At 75.8% G+C, this 15030-nt stretch carries 12 protein-coding genes; 9 read left to right on the top strand and 3 right to left on the bottom strand.

The genetic code is table 11. The features are described from left to right. Window positions 1-50: 50 nt before the first annotated feature. A complete protein-coding gene (locus QSK00_RS01645; protein ID WP_285586788.1) occupies window positions 51-857 on the top strand; it encodes an oxygenase MpaB family protein in 807 nt (268 codons plus the stop codon). Window positions 858-932: 75 nt separating this feature from the next. Here the strand turns inward: QSK00_RS01645 and QSK00_RS01640 are convergent, their stop codons facing one another. Both QSK00_RS01640 and QSK00_RS01635 read right to left on the bottom strand, forming a co-directional pair. Further along, window positions 933-2024, bottom strand: coding sequence for a M23 family metallopeptidase (locus QSK00_RS01640; RefSeq protein ID WP_285586787.1), 1092 nt, complete (start codon window positions 2022-2024; stop codon window positions 933-935). A 243-nt stretch (window positions 2025-2267) separates the two neighbouring features. Further along, window positions 2268-3212 carry an esterase/lipase family protein gene (locus QSK00_RS01635; RefSeq protein ID WP_285586784.1) on the bottom strand — a complete coding sequence of 315 codons (945 nt, stop codon included), beginning with the start codon at window positions 3210-3212 and terminating at the stop codon, window positions 2268-2270. A gap of 128 nt (window positions 3213-3340) precedes the next feature. Between QSK00_RS01635 and QSK00_RS01630 the strand changes: the two genes are divergently transcribed. The 7 genes from QSK00_RS01630 (at window position 3341) to purH (ending at window position 12772) form a co-directional block, all read left to right on the top strand. Further along, on the top strand, window positions 3341-5167 hold the full coding sequence (locus QSK00_RS01630; RefSeq protein WP_285586782.1) for a hypothetical protein: 1827 nt from the start codon (window positions 3341-3343) through the stop codon (window positions 5165-5167). Window positions 5168-5368: 201 nt separating this feature from the next. After that, entirely contained in the window at window positions 5369-6544 is a 1176-nt protein-coding gene (gene sucC / locus QSK00_RS01625) for an ADP-forming succinate--CoA ligase subunit beta (RefSeq protein ID WP_285586780.1), read from the top strand. Window position 6545: 1 nt separating this feature from the next. Next, entirely contained in the window at window positions 6546-7427 is an 882-nt protein-coding gene (gene sucD / locus QSK00_RS01620) for a succinate--CoA ligase subunit alpha (RefSeq protein ID WP_285586778.1), read from the top strand. A gap of 85 nt (window positions 7428-7512) precedes the next feature. Beyond that, window positions 7513-9006, top strand: a complete 1494-nt coding sequence (locus QSK00_RS01615) for a DUF5336 domain-containing protein (protein WP_285586776.1) — start codon at window positions 7513-7515, stop codon at window positions 9004-9006. Between the two features lie 166 nt (window positions 9007-9172). After that, on the top strand, window positions 9173-10516 hold the full coding sequence (locus tag QSK00_RS01610; RefSeq protein ID WP_285586773.1) for a cell division protein PerM: 1344 nt from the start codon (window positions 9173-9175) through the stop codon (window positions 10514-10516). Between the two features lie 40 nt (window positions 10517-10556). After that, entirely contained in the window at window positions 10557-11210 is a 654-nt protein-coding gene (gene purN, locus QSK00_RS01605; protein WP_285586770.1) for a phosphoribosylglycinamide formyltransferase, read from the top strand. Continuing rightward, on the top strand, window positions 11207-12772 hold the full coding sequence (gene purH, locus QSK00_RS01600; protein WP_285586767.1) for a bifunctional phosphoribosylaminoimidazolecarboxamide formyltransferase/IMP cyclohydrolase: 1566 nt from the start codon (window positions 11207-11209) through the stop codon (window positions 12770-12772). The genes purN and purH overlap by 4 nt, the downstream gene beginning before the upstream one ends. 6 nt (window positions 12773-12778) lie before the next feature. Here purH and QSK00_RS01595 read toward each other — a convergent pair whose 3' ends face one another. Then, a complete protein-coding gene (locus tag QSK00_RS01595) occupies window positions 12779-14281 on the bottom strand; it encodes a sulfatase family protein (protein WP_285586765.1) in 1503 nt (500 codons plus the stop codon). A 110-nt stretch (window positions 14282-14391) separates the two neighbouring features. Here QSK00_RS01595 and QSK00_RS01590 point away from each other — a divergent pair, with 110 nt between their 5' ends. Continuing rightward, complete coding sequence (locus QSK00_RS01590; protein ID WP_285586763.1) at window positions 14392-14949, top strand: hypothetical protein; 558 nt, start codon at window positions 14392-14394, stop codon at window positions 14947-14949. The last annotated feature ends 81 nt before the right edge of the window (window positions 14950-15030 follow it).

Below are 15030 nucleotides of genomic sequence, written 5' to 3'. Positions count from 1 at the left end.
CGGGCGAGTACGACGCCGCCCGGCTCACCCCCGACACCTCCGGGAGCGCAGTGGACGTCCACGACGAGGGCCTGTTCGGACCCGGCTCGGTGACCTGGCGGGTGCACGTGGAACCGGTCCTGTGGATCGCCGGGATGCGTGCCCTGCTGTTGCAGTCGCTGCACCCCCGCGTGATGCGCGGGACGTACCAGAACTCCGCGCTGTTCGACCCGAAGAAGGCGTGGCCCCGGTTCCAGCGGACCGTCGAGTTCGTGGGGACCCGCACGTTCGGCAGCACCGCCGAGATCGAGGCGATCGCGGGACGGGTCCGCCGGCTGCACACCACCCTGCGCGGGCACGACCCCGACGGGACCCCCTTCCGCCTCGACGAGCCCGAGCACCTGCTCTGGGTGCACGTCTGCGAGATCGACTCCTACGTCGACGTCGCCCGGCGGGCCGGTGTGCTCGACGCCGCGGACGCCGACGCCTACACGGCCGAGAACGTGCGGGCAGCCGAGGTGGTGGGGCTCGACCCGGCGATCGTGCCGTCCTCGCAGGCGGAGATGGCCGCCTACTTCGCGCGGATGCGCCCGACGCTGGCGATGACCGACGAGGCCCGGCTCGGCGTCGGTGGCCTGCTGCGCCCGCAGCCGAACGCGCCCGCCGGGATCGCCGTCACGCTCTCCACGCTCGCCGGCCTGGCGCTCGGCACCCTGCCGCGGTGGGCCCGGCGGATGTACGGGCTCCCCGGTCTGCCGACCACGGACGCCGCCACGACGGTGGCGCTCCGGCTCGCCCGTCGTGCGACGACGGTGCTGCCCGACCCGCCGATGCCTCCTCGCGCGGCCCGGGCCCGGGATCTGGTCCGCAGCGCCTGAACCCGGAACGAGCGAGCGGCACTTTCGCAGCATCGATGTGCCCGAGAGTGCCGTTCGCTCGGAACGGGGGAGGGGCTAGTCGGCCGACGCGCCCAGCGAGATGCCGCGCTCCGCGAGCCACGGGAGCGGGTTGATCTTCGTGCCGCCCGGGGTCCACACCTCGAAGTGCAGGTGCGGGCCCGTGGACTGGCCACGGTTGCCGATCTCGGCGATCTCCTCGCCGGCCTTCACCTTCTGCCCCTCCTTCACGAAGGAGCGGTTGATGTGGCCGTAGACGTTGATCGTGCCGTCCTCGAGCTGCACCCGGACCCACATGCCGAAGCCGCTGGCCGGACCGGACTCGAGCACGGTGCCGTCGGCGACGGAGACGATCGGGGTGCCGATCGGCCCGGCGATGTCGACCCCACGGTGCGAGGTGCCCCAGCGGGCGCCGAAGCCCGAGGTGAAGCGGCCCTCGGCGGGCTTGACGAACTTCGGGGCGCGGGCGGCCGCCTCCCGGGCCGCCGCCACGTCGGCCACCTTGCGCGACTTCGACAGCGACGAGACCTGGCTCGGCGCCGACGGGGCCGGGGTGATCGCGAGGACGCCGGTGGTGGCGGCGTCCAGCGCGCTCGTCGCGGCCGCCGCGGAGGTCGCGGTCGCGGCGGCCGGGACGTCGGCGGTCCCGGCGGAGAGCGCCAGGTCGGCGCGGGTCTCACCGGTCGGGGCGTCGAGACCGCTGGAGACGACGCTGTGCCCGGCCGTGGCCAGCGCACCGGCCGCGACGGCGGCGACGGCGAGACGACCGGTCAGCGGGTTGGACCCGCGGCGCGGGCCGCGGGAGGCCCCGTCGTCGGGACGGTGCGGATCCCCGGCCGGGGCGGGACGCAGGCCGGACGGGGCGCGCGTGGGCAGCGCCGGGCCGCGGCCACCGGGGACGGAGCGCAGCGGAGCTCGACCGTCCGCCGGGCCACCGACGAACGCGGTGGTCCGGCCCTCGTCGGCGGGACGGGGAGCCGGCCGGGACGGGGCGAGGCGGGGACCGCCACCGAACAGACCGGGACCTCCCGCGCCCGCGCCCGCGAGCGCGGGCGCGCCGAAGCCGGCGAATCCGCCGGTCAGCGAGGGGGCGAAGGAGCGAAGCGACGGGGAGTCGGCCTGGCCACGGGGGGAGCTGTGACGCGCCAAAACCAACCTTTCCGCAGATCGGGGCCGGACGCGACGGCGGTGGCGTGGGGGCGCCGCCACGGATCGTCGGGGTCGATCCGTGAGCCGTTCGTGACCGCACCGTGATGCTGGACGTGCGGACGGTGTCACGAAATCCCAACTGCGGGCAAACGTCGTCCCGCGAAACACCCAGATCGCACGCCGTGTGCACGCTCGTGCGCGCCGAGCGGTCATCACACGGTCGGGTGAGTGGAGCGCAGGGCGTCAGCCCGCGGCCGCGACCGCCCCGATGCGCTCGCGCGGCGAGCGGGTCCGGCCCAGGCGGCGGGCCACGAGGTGGACGACCTCGGGGTCGATCGTCATCGCCATGTGGCCGACGTGGTCGAGACGGACGTTCTCCACCTCGAGGTCGGGGTGCTCGAGCCGGGCGTTGCGCTGCGGGATGATCAGCTGGTCCATCCGGCTCCACACCGCGAGGAACCGGGTTCGACAGTCGGGTGCGGGCTCCTCCAGTTCGCGCAGGAGCTCCGAACCGGGCTGCAGCTGGCGGGGCACGAGGGTGGGCGGCAGCAGGTGCGCGATCGCCGAGCCGCGGTGCGGGGTGCCGAGGGTCACGAGGGTGTCCACCCGCGCGTCACCGCCGAGGCGCTGCACGTAGTAGCGCGAGATCAGGCCGCCCAGGGAGTGGCCGACGATGTGGACGCGGTCGGCGCCGGAGACCGCGCACAGCCGCTCGACGTGGTCGCCGAGGTCACGGGCCGCGGTGCGCACGTCGCCGGTGAACGCGGTGAGCGGGCTGTAGTTGACGGCCTGCACGGTGCCGTGGCCGCGGCGCCGGAGCGACCGGGCGAGGTAGTGGAAGATCGACCGGTTGTCGACGATCCCGTGCACGAGCAGCACCGGCGTGCTCGACCCGTCGAGGTCGGACACCAGGAACGAGCGCTCGGTCGGCGGCATCGTGTCGGTGCGGTGGTGGGCGTGCACGCCGCCCGGACGCAGGGCCTCGTCGAGCAGGCCCCACGGGTAGACCGAGAGGTGGACCGCCGTGTAGGCGAGCTCCACCGCGAGACCCCGCACGCCGGCGGGCACACCCACCGTGCGGGCGGCGTAGGACACGGCACCCCACGCCTGCTGCGCCACGGCGGCGAGGGAGCCGACGGGGCCGGTCGCCGGCGTCGACGCCGACGACATGACCGGGGTCACGTCCATGTGCTCGACGTTAGGCGACGTTCACCGGCGTGTCGCCCCGGGCCCGTCATCAGATCGATCCAGAGTCGATCTCGTCGCACCGGTGGGTGAGCGCGGACCCGATCGGGTAGCGGCCTACTCTTCGGTCGATGACGGCCTCACGAGCCGAACCGCGGCCGAGCCCGCCCGGGCCTGCCGCGGAGGCGGAGACGCGACGGGTCGGCGGGGCCTGGTGGGCCGCCGCCACGTCCGTCGCGGTCGCCGCGGGGCTGCGGATCGTCGTCGTCGTGCTCGCCCCCGGCGCCATCGGCGCACCGACGCGGGCCGCCGGGGTCCTCGCCCCCGTCGTCGCCCTCGTCGCGGCGCTCGCCCCCGGTCTGGCCACCCGCCGGGCCCGTCGCACCCCGGGCGCGGCGTCGCTGGCCGCCCCGGCCGCCCTCGGCGTCCTCGGTGTGGGCGCGCTGCTCGTCGACCTCACGCTGCTGGTCGACCCCGTCGCGGCGGCCCGCCCCGACCTCCTGCCCTCGGGCACCTCGACGCTGCCGGCCACGCTCGCCGTCCTGCTCGTGGTGGCCGACGTGGCCCTGCTCGTCGCCGCCGTCGTCGCCGGCCGCGGCCTGGTGGCCCTCGCGCGGACGGGCGGGGCGGCCGTGTTCGGTGGGCACCCGCCCGGCGCCCTGGTCCGTCCGGTGGCGGGTGCGGTGCTGGCCGCCGCCGGCCTCGCGGCCGCGCCGTTCAGCGTCGAGACCTCCGGCACCGGCTTCGCCCCGCACGCGGTCCTCGACACCGCACCCCCCGCGGGCCTCGGCGTGGCGCTGCTCGCCGTCGTCCTGGTGGTGACGGCGGTGCTGCCGGGGCTGCGCCCGACCGAGCCGGACGCCGACGCGGAGACCGGCATGCGGGTCCGTCGCGCGGTCCACACCGCGCTCGGGGCCGGGGTGGTCGCTGCAGTCGCCCCCGTCGTCGCGGCCTCGATCGCCCGGTCCGGTCTCGAGGTCTCGCCCGGGGCGGTCCTGGCCGTCGCGGGTGGGCTGCTCCTCATCGGTGTCCCCGCCCGGACCGCGGTGCTGCGCTCGCGGGCGGCGGGGGTGGCCGCGCTGCTCACCGCCGGGGCGGCCCTGTTCGGGGCGCTGCTGCCGACGACGACGCTGGCCGACAGCGCGCCCGTCGAGAGCGGCACCGGCGTGCTGCTCCTGCCCGCCGCCGCGGTCCTCGCGCTGCCGGCCGTGCTCGTCGTCGTCGGGACCCCGCGCCTGGTCGTGCGGGCCCGGCCGACCCTCTCGGTCGCCTGGCTGACGGTGCCCTTCGCCGCCGGTCCCGCTCTCGACGTCGTCCTGGGGGCGGTCGACAGCACGACGCCGGCCGTCGACCCCGCCTTCGGTGCGGCGATCCCGTTCCCGACGACCGGGGTGGGCGTCGGCGCGGGCGGCTGGGCCGTGGTCGGCGCGCTGGTCCTCGCGGTGCTGACCGCGGTGCTCGCCGTCGGCGCCGGGTTCGCCGAGCGCCGCGACGTCGCCGGTGCACGGACGCCGCTCGGGGCGCGGCCCGCCGACGGCACCGACACCGTCGAACCGGACCCGACGATGCTGCCGATGTGCGCCCTCGCGGCCGTGCTCGCCGTCCCGGGGTTCGGCGGGCCGCTCGCCCGCGACGCGTTCGCCGCGAACGCCGCCGGCGGGACGTGGCAGAACCCGGGTGCGGCCGCCTGGGGCTCGCTCGCGGGCGTCGTCGGGGTGGCCATCGCGGTGCTCCTCGCGCCGCGGGCCCGCCCGGCCCGGGCCCTGGCCCTGCTCGCCGCGGCCGGGGCGCTGCTCGTCGTCCGGCTCTCCGCGCTCGTGCTGACCCCGCCCCGTCCGGGTGAGAGCGTCGGGGTCGGGACCTGGGCGGCCATCGTCTGCCTGGTGGTCACGCTCGGCGCGGCCGTGGTCTCGGTGATGCAGATCCGCGAGGAACGCTGGGACCCCGACGACTCCTGAGGCGTCCGGGGCCGGGGTGTGGGCGCCGGGTGTGGCGGGGGTCGCCCCCGGTGCGCGGTCCCGCACGCCGACACGCCGCTAGGGTCGCCCTCGGTTCCGCCGATCGGTCGCCGCTGGCGCAGACCGCCGTCCGAGCGACCCCGGGACCACCGCCGGAGTCCACCGACGGATGCTGCCGGTCAGTGATGGAGGAGTTCACGAGTGGACCTGTACGAGTACCAGGCGAAGGACCTCTTCGCCGCGCACGGAGTGCCGGTCCTGCCGGGCCGCACCGTCGACACGGCGTCCGACGCCGAGACCGCCGCGGGTGAGATCGGCGGCGCCGTCGTCGTCAAGGCCCAGGTGAAGACCGGTGGCCGCGGCAAGGCGGGCGGCGTCAAGCTGGCGAAGGACCCGGCGGAGGCCAAGGAGAAGGCCGAGGCGATCCTCGGGCTGGACATCAAGGGCCACGTCGTCCACCGCGTCCTGGTGACCGAGGCGAGCGACATCGCGGAGGAGTACTACTTCTCCTTCCTGCTCGACCGCTCGAACCGCACCTTCCTCGCCATGTGCTCCGCCGAGGGCGGCATGGAGATCGAGGAGCTCGCCGTCGAGCGCCCCGAGGCCCTCGCCCGCGTGCCGATCGACGCCATCGCCGGGGTCGACAAGGCCAAGGCGCAGGAGATCGTCGCGCAGGGCAACCTGCCCGCCGCGGTGGCCGACGAGGCCGCCGACGTCATCGTCAAGCTGTGGGACACCTTCGTCGGCGAGGACGCCACGCTGGTCGAGGTGAACCCGCTGGTGCGCGACCCGCAGGACCGGGTCATCGCCCTCGACGGCAAGGTCACCCTCGACGAGAACGCGGACTTCCGCCACGAGGCGCACGGCGCGCTCGTCGACGAGAAGACCGAGAACCCGCTCGAGGCGAAGGCCAAGGCCAAGGGCCTCAACTACGTCAAGCTCGACGACGGCCAGGTCGGCATCATCGGCAACGGCGCGGGTCTGGTCATGTCGACCCTCGACGTCGTCGCCTACGCCGGCGAGGCGCACGGCGGCATGAAGCCCGCCAACTTCCTCGACATCGGCGGCGGTGCGTCGGCCGAGGTCATGGCGGCCGGGCTCGACGTCATCCTCGGTGACGACGACGTCCGCAGCGTCTTCGTCAACGTCTTCGGCGGCATCACCGCGTGCGACGCGGTGGCCAACGGCATCGTCGAGGCGCTGAAGATCCTGGGTGACGACGCGACCAAGCCGCTGGTCGTCCGGCTCGACGGCAACAACGTCGAGGAGGGCCGGCGGATCCTCGCCGAGGCGAACCACCCGCTCGTCACCGTGGTGGGCACGATGGACGACGCGGCCGCGAAGGCCGCCGAGCTTGCCGCGAAGGCTGGTGCGTGAGATGTCGATCTTCCTGAACGAGAACAGCAAGGTCATCGTCCAGGGCCTCACCGGCTCCGAGGGCATGAAGCACGGCCGCAAGATGCTCGCCGCCGGCACGCAGCTCGTCGGCGGCGTCAACGCCCGCAAGGCCGGCACCCAGGTCGACGTCGACGGCACCTCGGTGAACGTCTACGGCGGCGTGGAGGAGGCCATGAAGGAGACCGGGGCGGACGTCTCGGTCATCTTCGTGCCGCCGAAGTTCGCGAAGGACGCGGTCGTCGAGGCCGTCGACGCGGGCATCGGCCTCGCCGTCGTCATCACCGAGGGCATCCCGGTGCACGACTCGGCGTGGTTCTGGGCGCACGCCGGCGCCAACGGCAACCGCACCCGGATCATCGGCCCGAACTGTCCCGGGATCATCTCGCCCGGGAAGTCGCTCGCCGGCATCATCCCGGCGAACATCTCGGGCCCGGGCAAGATGGGCCTCGTGTCCAAGTCGGGCACGCTGACCTACCAGATGATGTACGAGCTCCGGGACATCGGCTTCTCCACCGGCATCGGTATCGGTGGCGACCCGATCATCGGCACCACGCACATCGACGCGCTCGAGGCGTTCCAGAACGACCCCGAGACCGAGGCCATCGTCATGATCGGCGAGATCGGCGGCGACGCCGAGGAGCGGGCCGCCGACTACATCAAGGCGAACGTGACGAAGCCGGTCGTCGGCTACGTCGCGGGCTTCACCGCGCCCGAGGGCAAGACCATGGGCCACGCCGGCGCGATCGTCTCCGGTTCCGCCGGCACCGCGCAGGCCAAGAAGGAGGCCCTCGAGGCGGCGGGCGTGAAGGTCGGCAAGACGCCGACCGAGACCGCCGACCTCGCTCGTTCGCTGGTCTCCTAGCCTCGGTCTGAGGCAGGGTGGGCCGACCGCGGGGACGATCTCCGCGGTCGGCTCGACGGCGTCGTCACCGCAGGAGGGCTCGTCCATGAGTTCAGGTCCGAGTTCAGGCGGATCGGGCGGCCAGCCCGGCTGGAGCGGGCAGCCCTACCAGGCGCCGGCCCCCGGCGGACCACGGCAGGCGCCGCCGTCGCAACCCAACCCCACCGTCGGGCCCCCCAGCCAGCCCTTCGGCGGCGTCTCGCCCTACGGCGGGTCGTCGTGGGCCGGCGCGGGTGCGCCCGGCTCCGGCCCGGCGCCGGGCGGCCCGCAGGGGTCGTGGGGCCGGCCCGCGTCCCCGCCCACCCCGACGCGGGGTGTCTCCGCCCCCACACCGATGCCGCCGTCGTCCCCTGTTCCTGCCGCGGCCTCCCAGGCTCCGGCGGTCGACGCCGGGGTGCCCACCGGGCCCGGCCGGCTCGCCGCGCTCGGCGCCGCGGGCCTGGGGCTGCTCACCTTCATCGCCACGTTCTTCACCAGCTTCGACCCGGCCGGACTGCTGCCCGCGCTCGTCGTCGGCGGTGGCCTGACGGTCGGCGCCTCGGTGCTGCCCGCCGCGCCCCGCACGGTCGTCCCCGGAGCGGTGCTCGCCGTCACCGCCGCACTGGTCAGCTTCCAGACCCTGTCGGTGACCGACGGCACCGACGTCGTCGTGGTGGTGCTCGCGGTGCTCACCGCGGCCGCCGCGGTGGTCGCGGCGCTGTCCGCCACCGGACTGCTCGGTGGCGGCGGTGCGCGCGCGTCGTCGTCGGCCGGGGGGTCGTTCCCCGGCCGCCCGTCGGAGTCCGTCGGGGCGCCGTCGGAGCAGCCCACGCAGCGGGTGGCCGCCCCACAGCAGCCGGCCCAGCAGCAGCCGCCGTCGCAGGCGCCCCGGCCGGGCCAGCAGGGCTTCGGCCAGCCGGGCTTCGGCCAGGCGGGTCCGGGCCAGCAGTCCGGTGCGCCCGCCGGCCCGACGACCGGCAGCCACAGCCTCGGAGGGCCGTCCGTCGAGGACGCCGCGGCCCGGACGCAGGTGGTGCCGAAGACGCCGGGTCCCCCGGCGGAGTCGGGTGCGGCGTCGGCGGCCCCCTCGTCGGCCCCCTCGTCGGCCCCCTCGTCGGCCCCCTCGTCGGCCCCCTCGTCGGCCCCCTCGTCGGCCCCGGCATCGGCGCCTTCGGGGGCACCGTCGCGGACGGCGTCCTCGACACCGTCGACGGGAGTCGCGACGCCGCCGTCGCCCACCGCCGCCGTGACCGACGGGCGGGCCGCCCCGACCGATCCGGCCGGCGAGACCGCGTCGTCGCGACCCGGCGTGTCCCCGGCCGGCGGCTCGTCGTCGCCGTCTCCCTCGGGTGCGGCCCCGGCCGGGCCGTCGAACGGCGGCGGCGAACTCCCGGCCACCGCGATGATGGACGGGTCGGCGCCCCCGGCCGCGCAGCACGGCGCGGCGTCCGAGGACACCCCGCCGTCCGGGTTCCCACGCCCGGCCTGGGGCGCGCCCGAGCACCGCGCCGAGACCACGGGCGTGCAGGGCGACCGACCCGGGGCGCACGAGTCGCGCTGATCGCCGCCCGCCCCGTCCTGTCGTGGTCGGTGGCGGCGGACGGTCGACCTCGTCGTTCTGATTCACAGCGACGAGGTGGGCGGGTGGTGCGGGAGCGGCCACCCTCCCGCGGCCGTCCGGCGTGGCACCCCCATCCCGTCGCCCGGCCCTGGAATCGTCGGGACGCGTGAGTGCCCCGGCGAAGGACGACACGGCGGAGACCGGCGAGGAGCCGGCCGCCCCCACCTCGGTGCGGCCGCGGCTGGCCGTGCTCGCCGAGGTCGCGGTGGTGCCGGTGGTGGCGTCCTACCTCGCCGTCGTCGTGCTCGCCGCCCTGATCACCGCCGCCGCGTCGGGCACCACCCCGGGCGGCGACCCGGGGCTCGGTCAGGCGCTCGCGACCGGGGTGCCGCTGTGGCTCGCGGTGCACCTCGTGCCGCTGACGATCTCCGGCGCGCCCCTCGGGGTGCTGCCGCTCGGGGCGGCGCTGGGCGTCGGCGTGCTCGTCGCGGTCGTAGCGCGGCGAGGGGTGACCCGGCTCTGCACCCCGGACACCGAACAGCACCGCTGGACCTCCTGCGCCGTCCCCGTCGTCGCGGCCTCCGCCGCCGCGCACGCCGCGGGCGGGGTGCTCGCCGCCGCCCTGCTCACCCCGGACACGGCCGCCGTCCCGGCGGACGCCTCGCCCGCGACGGCCGGGGTGGTCGCCGGGCTGCTCGCCGCCGTCGCCGCGACCGCCGGGGTGGTGGGGCCGTGCGGGCTCGCCGCGTCGGTCGCGACCCTGCCTGTCTGGCTGCGCCGGGGCCTGCGCACCGGGCTCGCCGCGACGGCCGCCCTGGTCGCCACCGGCGCGGGCCTGCTGCTCATCGTCCTGCTCGCCCACGCCGACGCGGTCGCGGCCGTCTTCACCGGCGTCGCACCCGAGGCCGGCAGCGGCGCCGGCCTGTGGCTGCTCGACGTCGCCTACCTGCCCAACGCCGTCGTCGCCGCCACCTCCTGGGCCCTCGGCCCCGGCTACGCCGTCGGGGCCGTGAGCGCGGCGCCGACCGGGGCGGTCGCGGGCCTGGTGCCCCCGTTCCCGCTCGCCGCCCTGCTCCCGACCGCGGCCCCCGCGAGCTGGGCGGGGCTCGTGTTCGCCCTGCCGCTCGCCGTCGGGAGCGTCGTCGGCTGGACGCTGGCGCCCTCGCACCCCGACGCCGCGACCCGGCTGCGCTCCGTCGGTGTCGCCGCGGGCGTCGTCGGCCTCCTGCTCGCCGTCGCGGCCCTGCTCGCGGGCGGGCGCCTCGGGGCGGGGCCGTTCGACCCGGTCGTCGTGCCGGCCGGCTGGGTCCTGCTCGCCGGCCTCGCGTGGGTCGGGCTGCCGGGCGCGGTGGTGGCCCTCCTCGCCGCGCCCACCCCCACGGCACCCGCGCGACCCGTGGCCGAGCCCGCACCCCCTATCGGCGTGCTCGATCGCTCTGTCGGGAAGGACGAGGACGACGACGAGGAGCGTGTCGAGGCCGACACGCCGGAGGATTCCGCGCAGGGATAGGCTGCCCGCGAGGATCGTCGAGACGCCGGAGCCCAGGTCTGTGCACGGCGGCAAGGAGTCCCCGCTGAGCACGCACCACCGCCTCGAGCCGAGCGCGCCCGCCCGCGTCGCGGTCCTCGCCTCCGGGTCCGGCAGCCTGTTGCAGGCGCTGCTCGACGAAGCCGACGGCTGCGGCGTCGAGATCGTCGCGGTCGTGTCCGACCGCACCGGCGTCGCCGCCCTGGACCGGGCCCGCGCGGCCGGGGTCGAACCCGTCGTCGTCCGGGTCTCCGACCATCCCGACCGGGCGGCCTGGGACGCCGCCCTCGCCGACGCCGTGGCCGCGGCCGCCCCGGACCTCGTGGTCTCGGCCGGCTTCATGAAGGTCCTCGGGCCGGCTTTCCTCGCCCGCTTCGGCGGGCGCACGATCAACACCCACCCCGCGCTGCTGCCCGCCTTCCCCGGCGCGCACGGCGTCCGCGACGCGCTCGCGTACGGGGTGAAGGTGACCGGTGCCACGGTCCACCTCGTCGACGACGGCGTGGACACCGGGCCGGTGCTGGCCCAGCAGGCCGTCGTCGTCGACCCGGACGACACCGAGGACACGCTGCACGAGCGGATCAAGGTCGTGGAGCGCCGCATGCTCGTCGAGACCGTCGCGGCGCTGGTGCGCCACGGCGCCACCATCACCGGACGGACAGTGAGGATCCCGTGACCGACGCCAACGAGGGCCGCCGTCAGATTCGCCGCGCGCTGGTCAGCGTGTTCGACAAGGCCGGGCTGCTCGACCTCGCCACCGGGCTGCACGCCGGGGGCGTCGAGATCGTCTCCACCGGCTCCACCGCCTCGCGCATCGCCGACGCCGGCGTGCCGGTCACGCGCGTCGAGGAGCTCACCGGCTTCCCCGAGTGCCTCGACGGACGCGTGAAGACGCTGCACCCGCGGGTGCACGCCGGGCTGCTCGCCGACTCGCGGCTGCCCGAGCACGTGCGCCAGCTGGAGGAGCTCGGGATCGCGCCGTTCGACCTGCTGGTGGTCAACCTCTACCCGTTCTCGCAGACCGTGGCCTCCGGCGCCTCGCCCGACGACTGCGTCGAGCAGATCGACATCGGCGGCCCCGCGATGCTCCGCGCGGCCGCGAAGAACCACGAGACGATGACGGTGGTCACCGACCCGTCGCGCTACGCGTGGGTGCTCGAGCAGGCCAAGAACGGCGGCGTCACCCTCGCCGACCGGCGGGCGCTCGCGGCCGAGACGTTCCGGCACACCGCGTCCTACGACGTCGCGGTGGCGACGTGGATGGGGACGACGCTGGCGCCGTCGGACGGTTTCGGGGACTGGATCGGCTCGACCGGCCGCCTGCGTCAGACGCTGCGCTACGGGGAGAACCCGCACCAGGCCGCCGCGCTCTACGGCGAGCCGGGCGACGCCTCGGGCCTCGCGGGCGCGACGCAGCTGCACGGCAAGGAGATGTCCTACAACAACTACGTCGACGCCGACGCGGCGTGGCGGGCGGCGCACGACCACGGCGACGACCAGGTGTGCGTCGCGATCATCAAGCACGCCAACCCGTGCGGGATCGCCGTGGGGACCGACGTCGCCGAGGTGCACGCGCGGGCCCACGCGTGCGACCCGACGTCGGCGTTCGGCGGCGTCATCGCGGTGAACGCCGAGGTCACGGTCGCGGCGGCCGAGCAGATCGCGGAGATCTTCACCGAGGTCGTCGTGGCGCCGTCGTACGCCGAGGGCGCGGTCGACGTGCTGGCCCGCAAGAAGAACATCCGGGTCCTGACGGCGGAGTGGTCCCCGGCGGCGGTGGAGCAGCGGCCCATCTCCGGCGGCGTGCTCGTGCAGCAGCGCGACTTCGTCGACGCGCCGGGGGACGACCCGTCGTCGTGGACCCTCGCGACCGGCACCGCGGTGTCCGACGCCGTGCTCGCCGACCTCGCGTTCGCGTGGCGGGCGTGCCGCGCGGTGAAGTCGAACGCGATCCTGCTGGCGCACGACGGGGCGACCGTCGGCGTCGGGATGGGTCAGGTCAACCGCGTCGACTCGGCGAAGCTCGCCGTCGCGCGGGCCGGCGAGCGGGTGCGCGGGTCGGTCGCGGCCTCGGACGCGTTCTTCCCCTTCCCCGACGGCTTCGAGGTGCTGGCCGAGGCCGGGGTCGCCGCGGTGGTGCAGCCGGGCGGGTCGGTGCGCGACGCGCAGACGATCGAGGCGGCCGAGAAGGCCGGCGTCGCGATGTACCTGACGGGCACGCGGCACTTCGCGCACTAGAGGGCTTCACGAGCCGCCTGCGGCACCCCAGCACGCCGTCGTCCCGCGGCAGGCGGCGAGCGCCGTGAGCGTGGCGTGGAGCTGCTCGAGGCGCGCCGGCGGGATGCTCGCGACCGTGTTGTCGCGCTGGTAGGGGTCGGTCGCCGTGTCGTGGTACTCCCGCTCGCCGGTGACGTACTCGGTGTAGGTCACCGTGCCGGTGTGGACGGCGGTGTACGACGGCGGGTTCGCGGCCTTGCGGCCGCGGGTCGCGTCGGGGTCGTCGGGTGACAGGTTGGGGCCGTGGTGCTCGACGAGCGCCGCGGTACGCCACCCGGGCGGGTCGGTGCCGGCGAGCAGCGGGACGAGGGTGTGCCCGTCGGCGATCGGCAGGGGACCCGCGTGGGCGAGGTCGGCGAACGTCGGCGCGATGTCGACGTTCTGCACGGTCTGCGCGACCGTGCGGGGCACGACGCCCGGACCGGCGACGATCAGCGGGACCACGAGGTCGGTCGCGAACGAGGTCTGCTTGCCGGCGCTGAGCTCGTGCTGGCCCATGTGGTAGCCGTTGTCGGAGCTGAAGACGATCTCGGTGTTCGCGGTCTGGCCGGTGCGGTCCAGCGTCTGCTCCAGTCCCGCGATGACGTCGTCGACCGAGGTGCTCGCCTGGGCCCGCTTGCGGTAGCCGGTGTCGAGCCGGGTGACCTGCTTCGGCGTGAGCGGCGTCCGGTCCCGCAGCCAGGCGGGCGCGGTGGGGGCGTCCGGGGTGTTGAACGACGGGTCGCGGGGCGCCTGCAGGCCCGGGTCGTCGTCCGCGTGGCGCGGTGCCGGGACGTACGGCCCGTGCGGGGCGAAGGTCGCGAGTTCCAGGAGGAACGGGTGGTGCGCCGCGGCCTGGGCGGTGATGAACGCCGAGCCCTTGGCGCCGAGCACGTCGGGCATGTAGTCGGTGTCGGCGTGGCCGTGGTGCACGACCGTGCCGTTCTCGTTCAGGTCGTAGTCGAACTCGGGGTAGCCGTTGCCGGCCACGTCCCACTCGTTCCAGCCGGCCTGCGGGCCGTCGGTGGGCCGGTAGCCGTTGAGGTACTTGCCCATCATCGCCGTGGTGTAGCCGGCACGCTGCAGGTCGAGTCCGATGCCGTCGTTCTCCTCGCCGCGGGCGTGGAAGACGTCGTACCCGCCGTCGGGGCCGCTGTTCGTGAAGACCCCGGTGTCGTGCGGGAAGGCGCCGGTGAAGATCGACGAGCGGGACGGGCAGCAGAGGGTGTCGGCGACGTCGGCGTCGGCGAAGCTCGCGCCGCGCGCGGCGAGCTGCTGCACGTGCGGCATGAACCGCAGCAGGCTCGGCTCGAGGTCGTCGGTGAGGACGAGGACGATGTTCGGGTGCCCGGCCTGCGACGCCGGGACGACGCCGGGTGGCCCCGCGAGCTCGGGCGGGGAGGGGTCGCCTCCGGGGGAGGTCGTCGCGCAGCCCGCCGCCACGAGCGCGAGGACGGCGACGACCGCGGCGTGCCGGAGCTCCCTGATCACGAGCTGAAGGTTCCCGACGACGGGTGGCTCCCGTCCCGCGTCCGGGGCGAGTCTTCAGGAGGAGATCAGGACGGCCGGCCATCGGAGCCGGCCCGCACGCGGAGGACATCGTGACCGGACCGGACGAGCCCGAGGACACCCCCACCCGCTCCGAGGAGCACTCGTCGTCGGAGTACCCGTCGTCGGAGTACCCGTCGTCGGAGTACCCGTCGTCGGAGTACCCGTCGTCGGGGGGTCCTGAGGAGGGGCACCCGTCGTCAGGGAGCCCCGGGGAGTGGTCGACCTCGCCCGCGGACCCGCCGACCGAACCGGGGTGGGCGCGGTCGGAGGTCCCGCCGACCCCGTCGGCCGGGTCGTCCGCGGAGCCGCCCGGGCAGCCGCGGCCGGCCGCGGAGCCGGCCGGGCAGCCGACCGGGCAGCCGCGGTCGTCCTGGTGGCGCTCGCGGCGGGTCCGGGTGGGGGCGGCGGGCACGCTCGCCGCGCTCGTGCTGCTCGGCGGTGGGTTCGGGGCCGGGTACGCCGTCGCCGACGCCTCGGCGCCCCCCGCCGCGCACGTGGCGGCGGCGAAGGGCCACGCGCGGAAGGGCGCCCAGGGCGTGCGGAGGAAGCGCCAGCAGCAGGAGCAGCAGGGCCAGGTGCAGCCGGGTCAGGCCACGATCCCGGGGTAGGTGGGTCTCCACGACCCGGTCACATCGGTCCGTGTCGTCCCCGGCGTCGTGGCGGACTGTCGGGGGGCTGGGTTACCGTTC

The organism is Actinomycetospora sp. NBRC 106378, assembly GCF_030269685.1.
Lineage (GTDB): Bacteria > Actinomycetota > Actinomycetes > Mycobacteriales > Pseudonocardiaceae > Actinomycetospora.
This window is presented reverse-complemented; position numbering and strand designations above follow the sequence as displayed.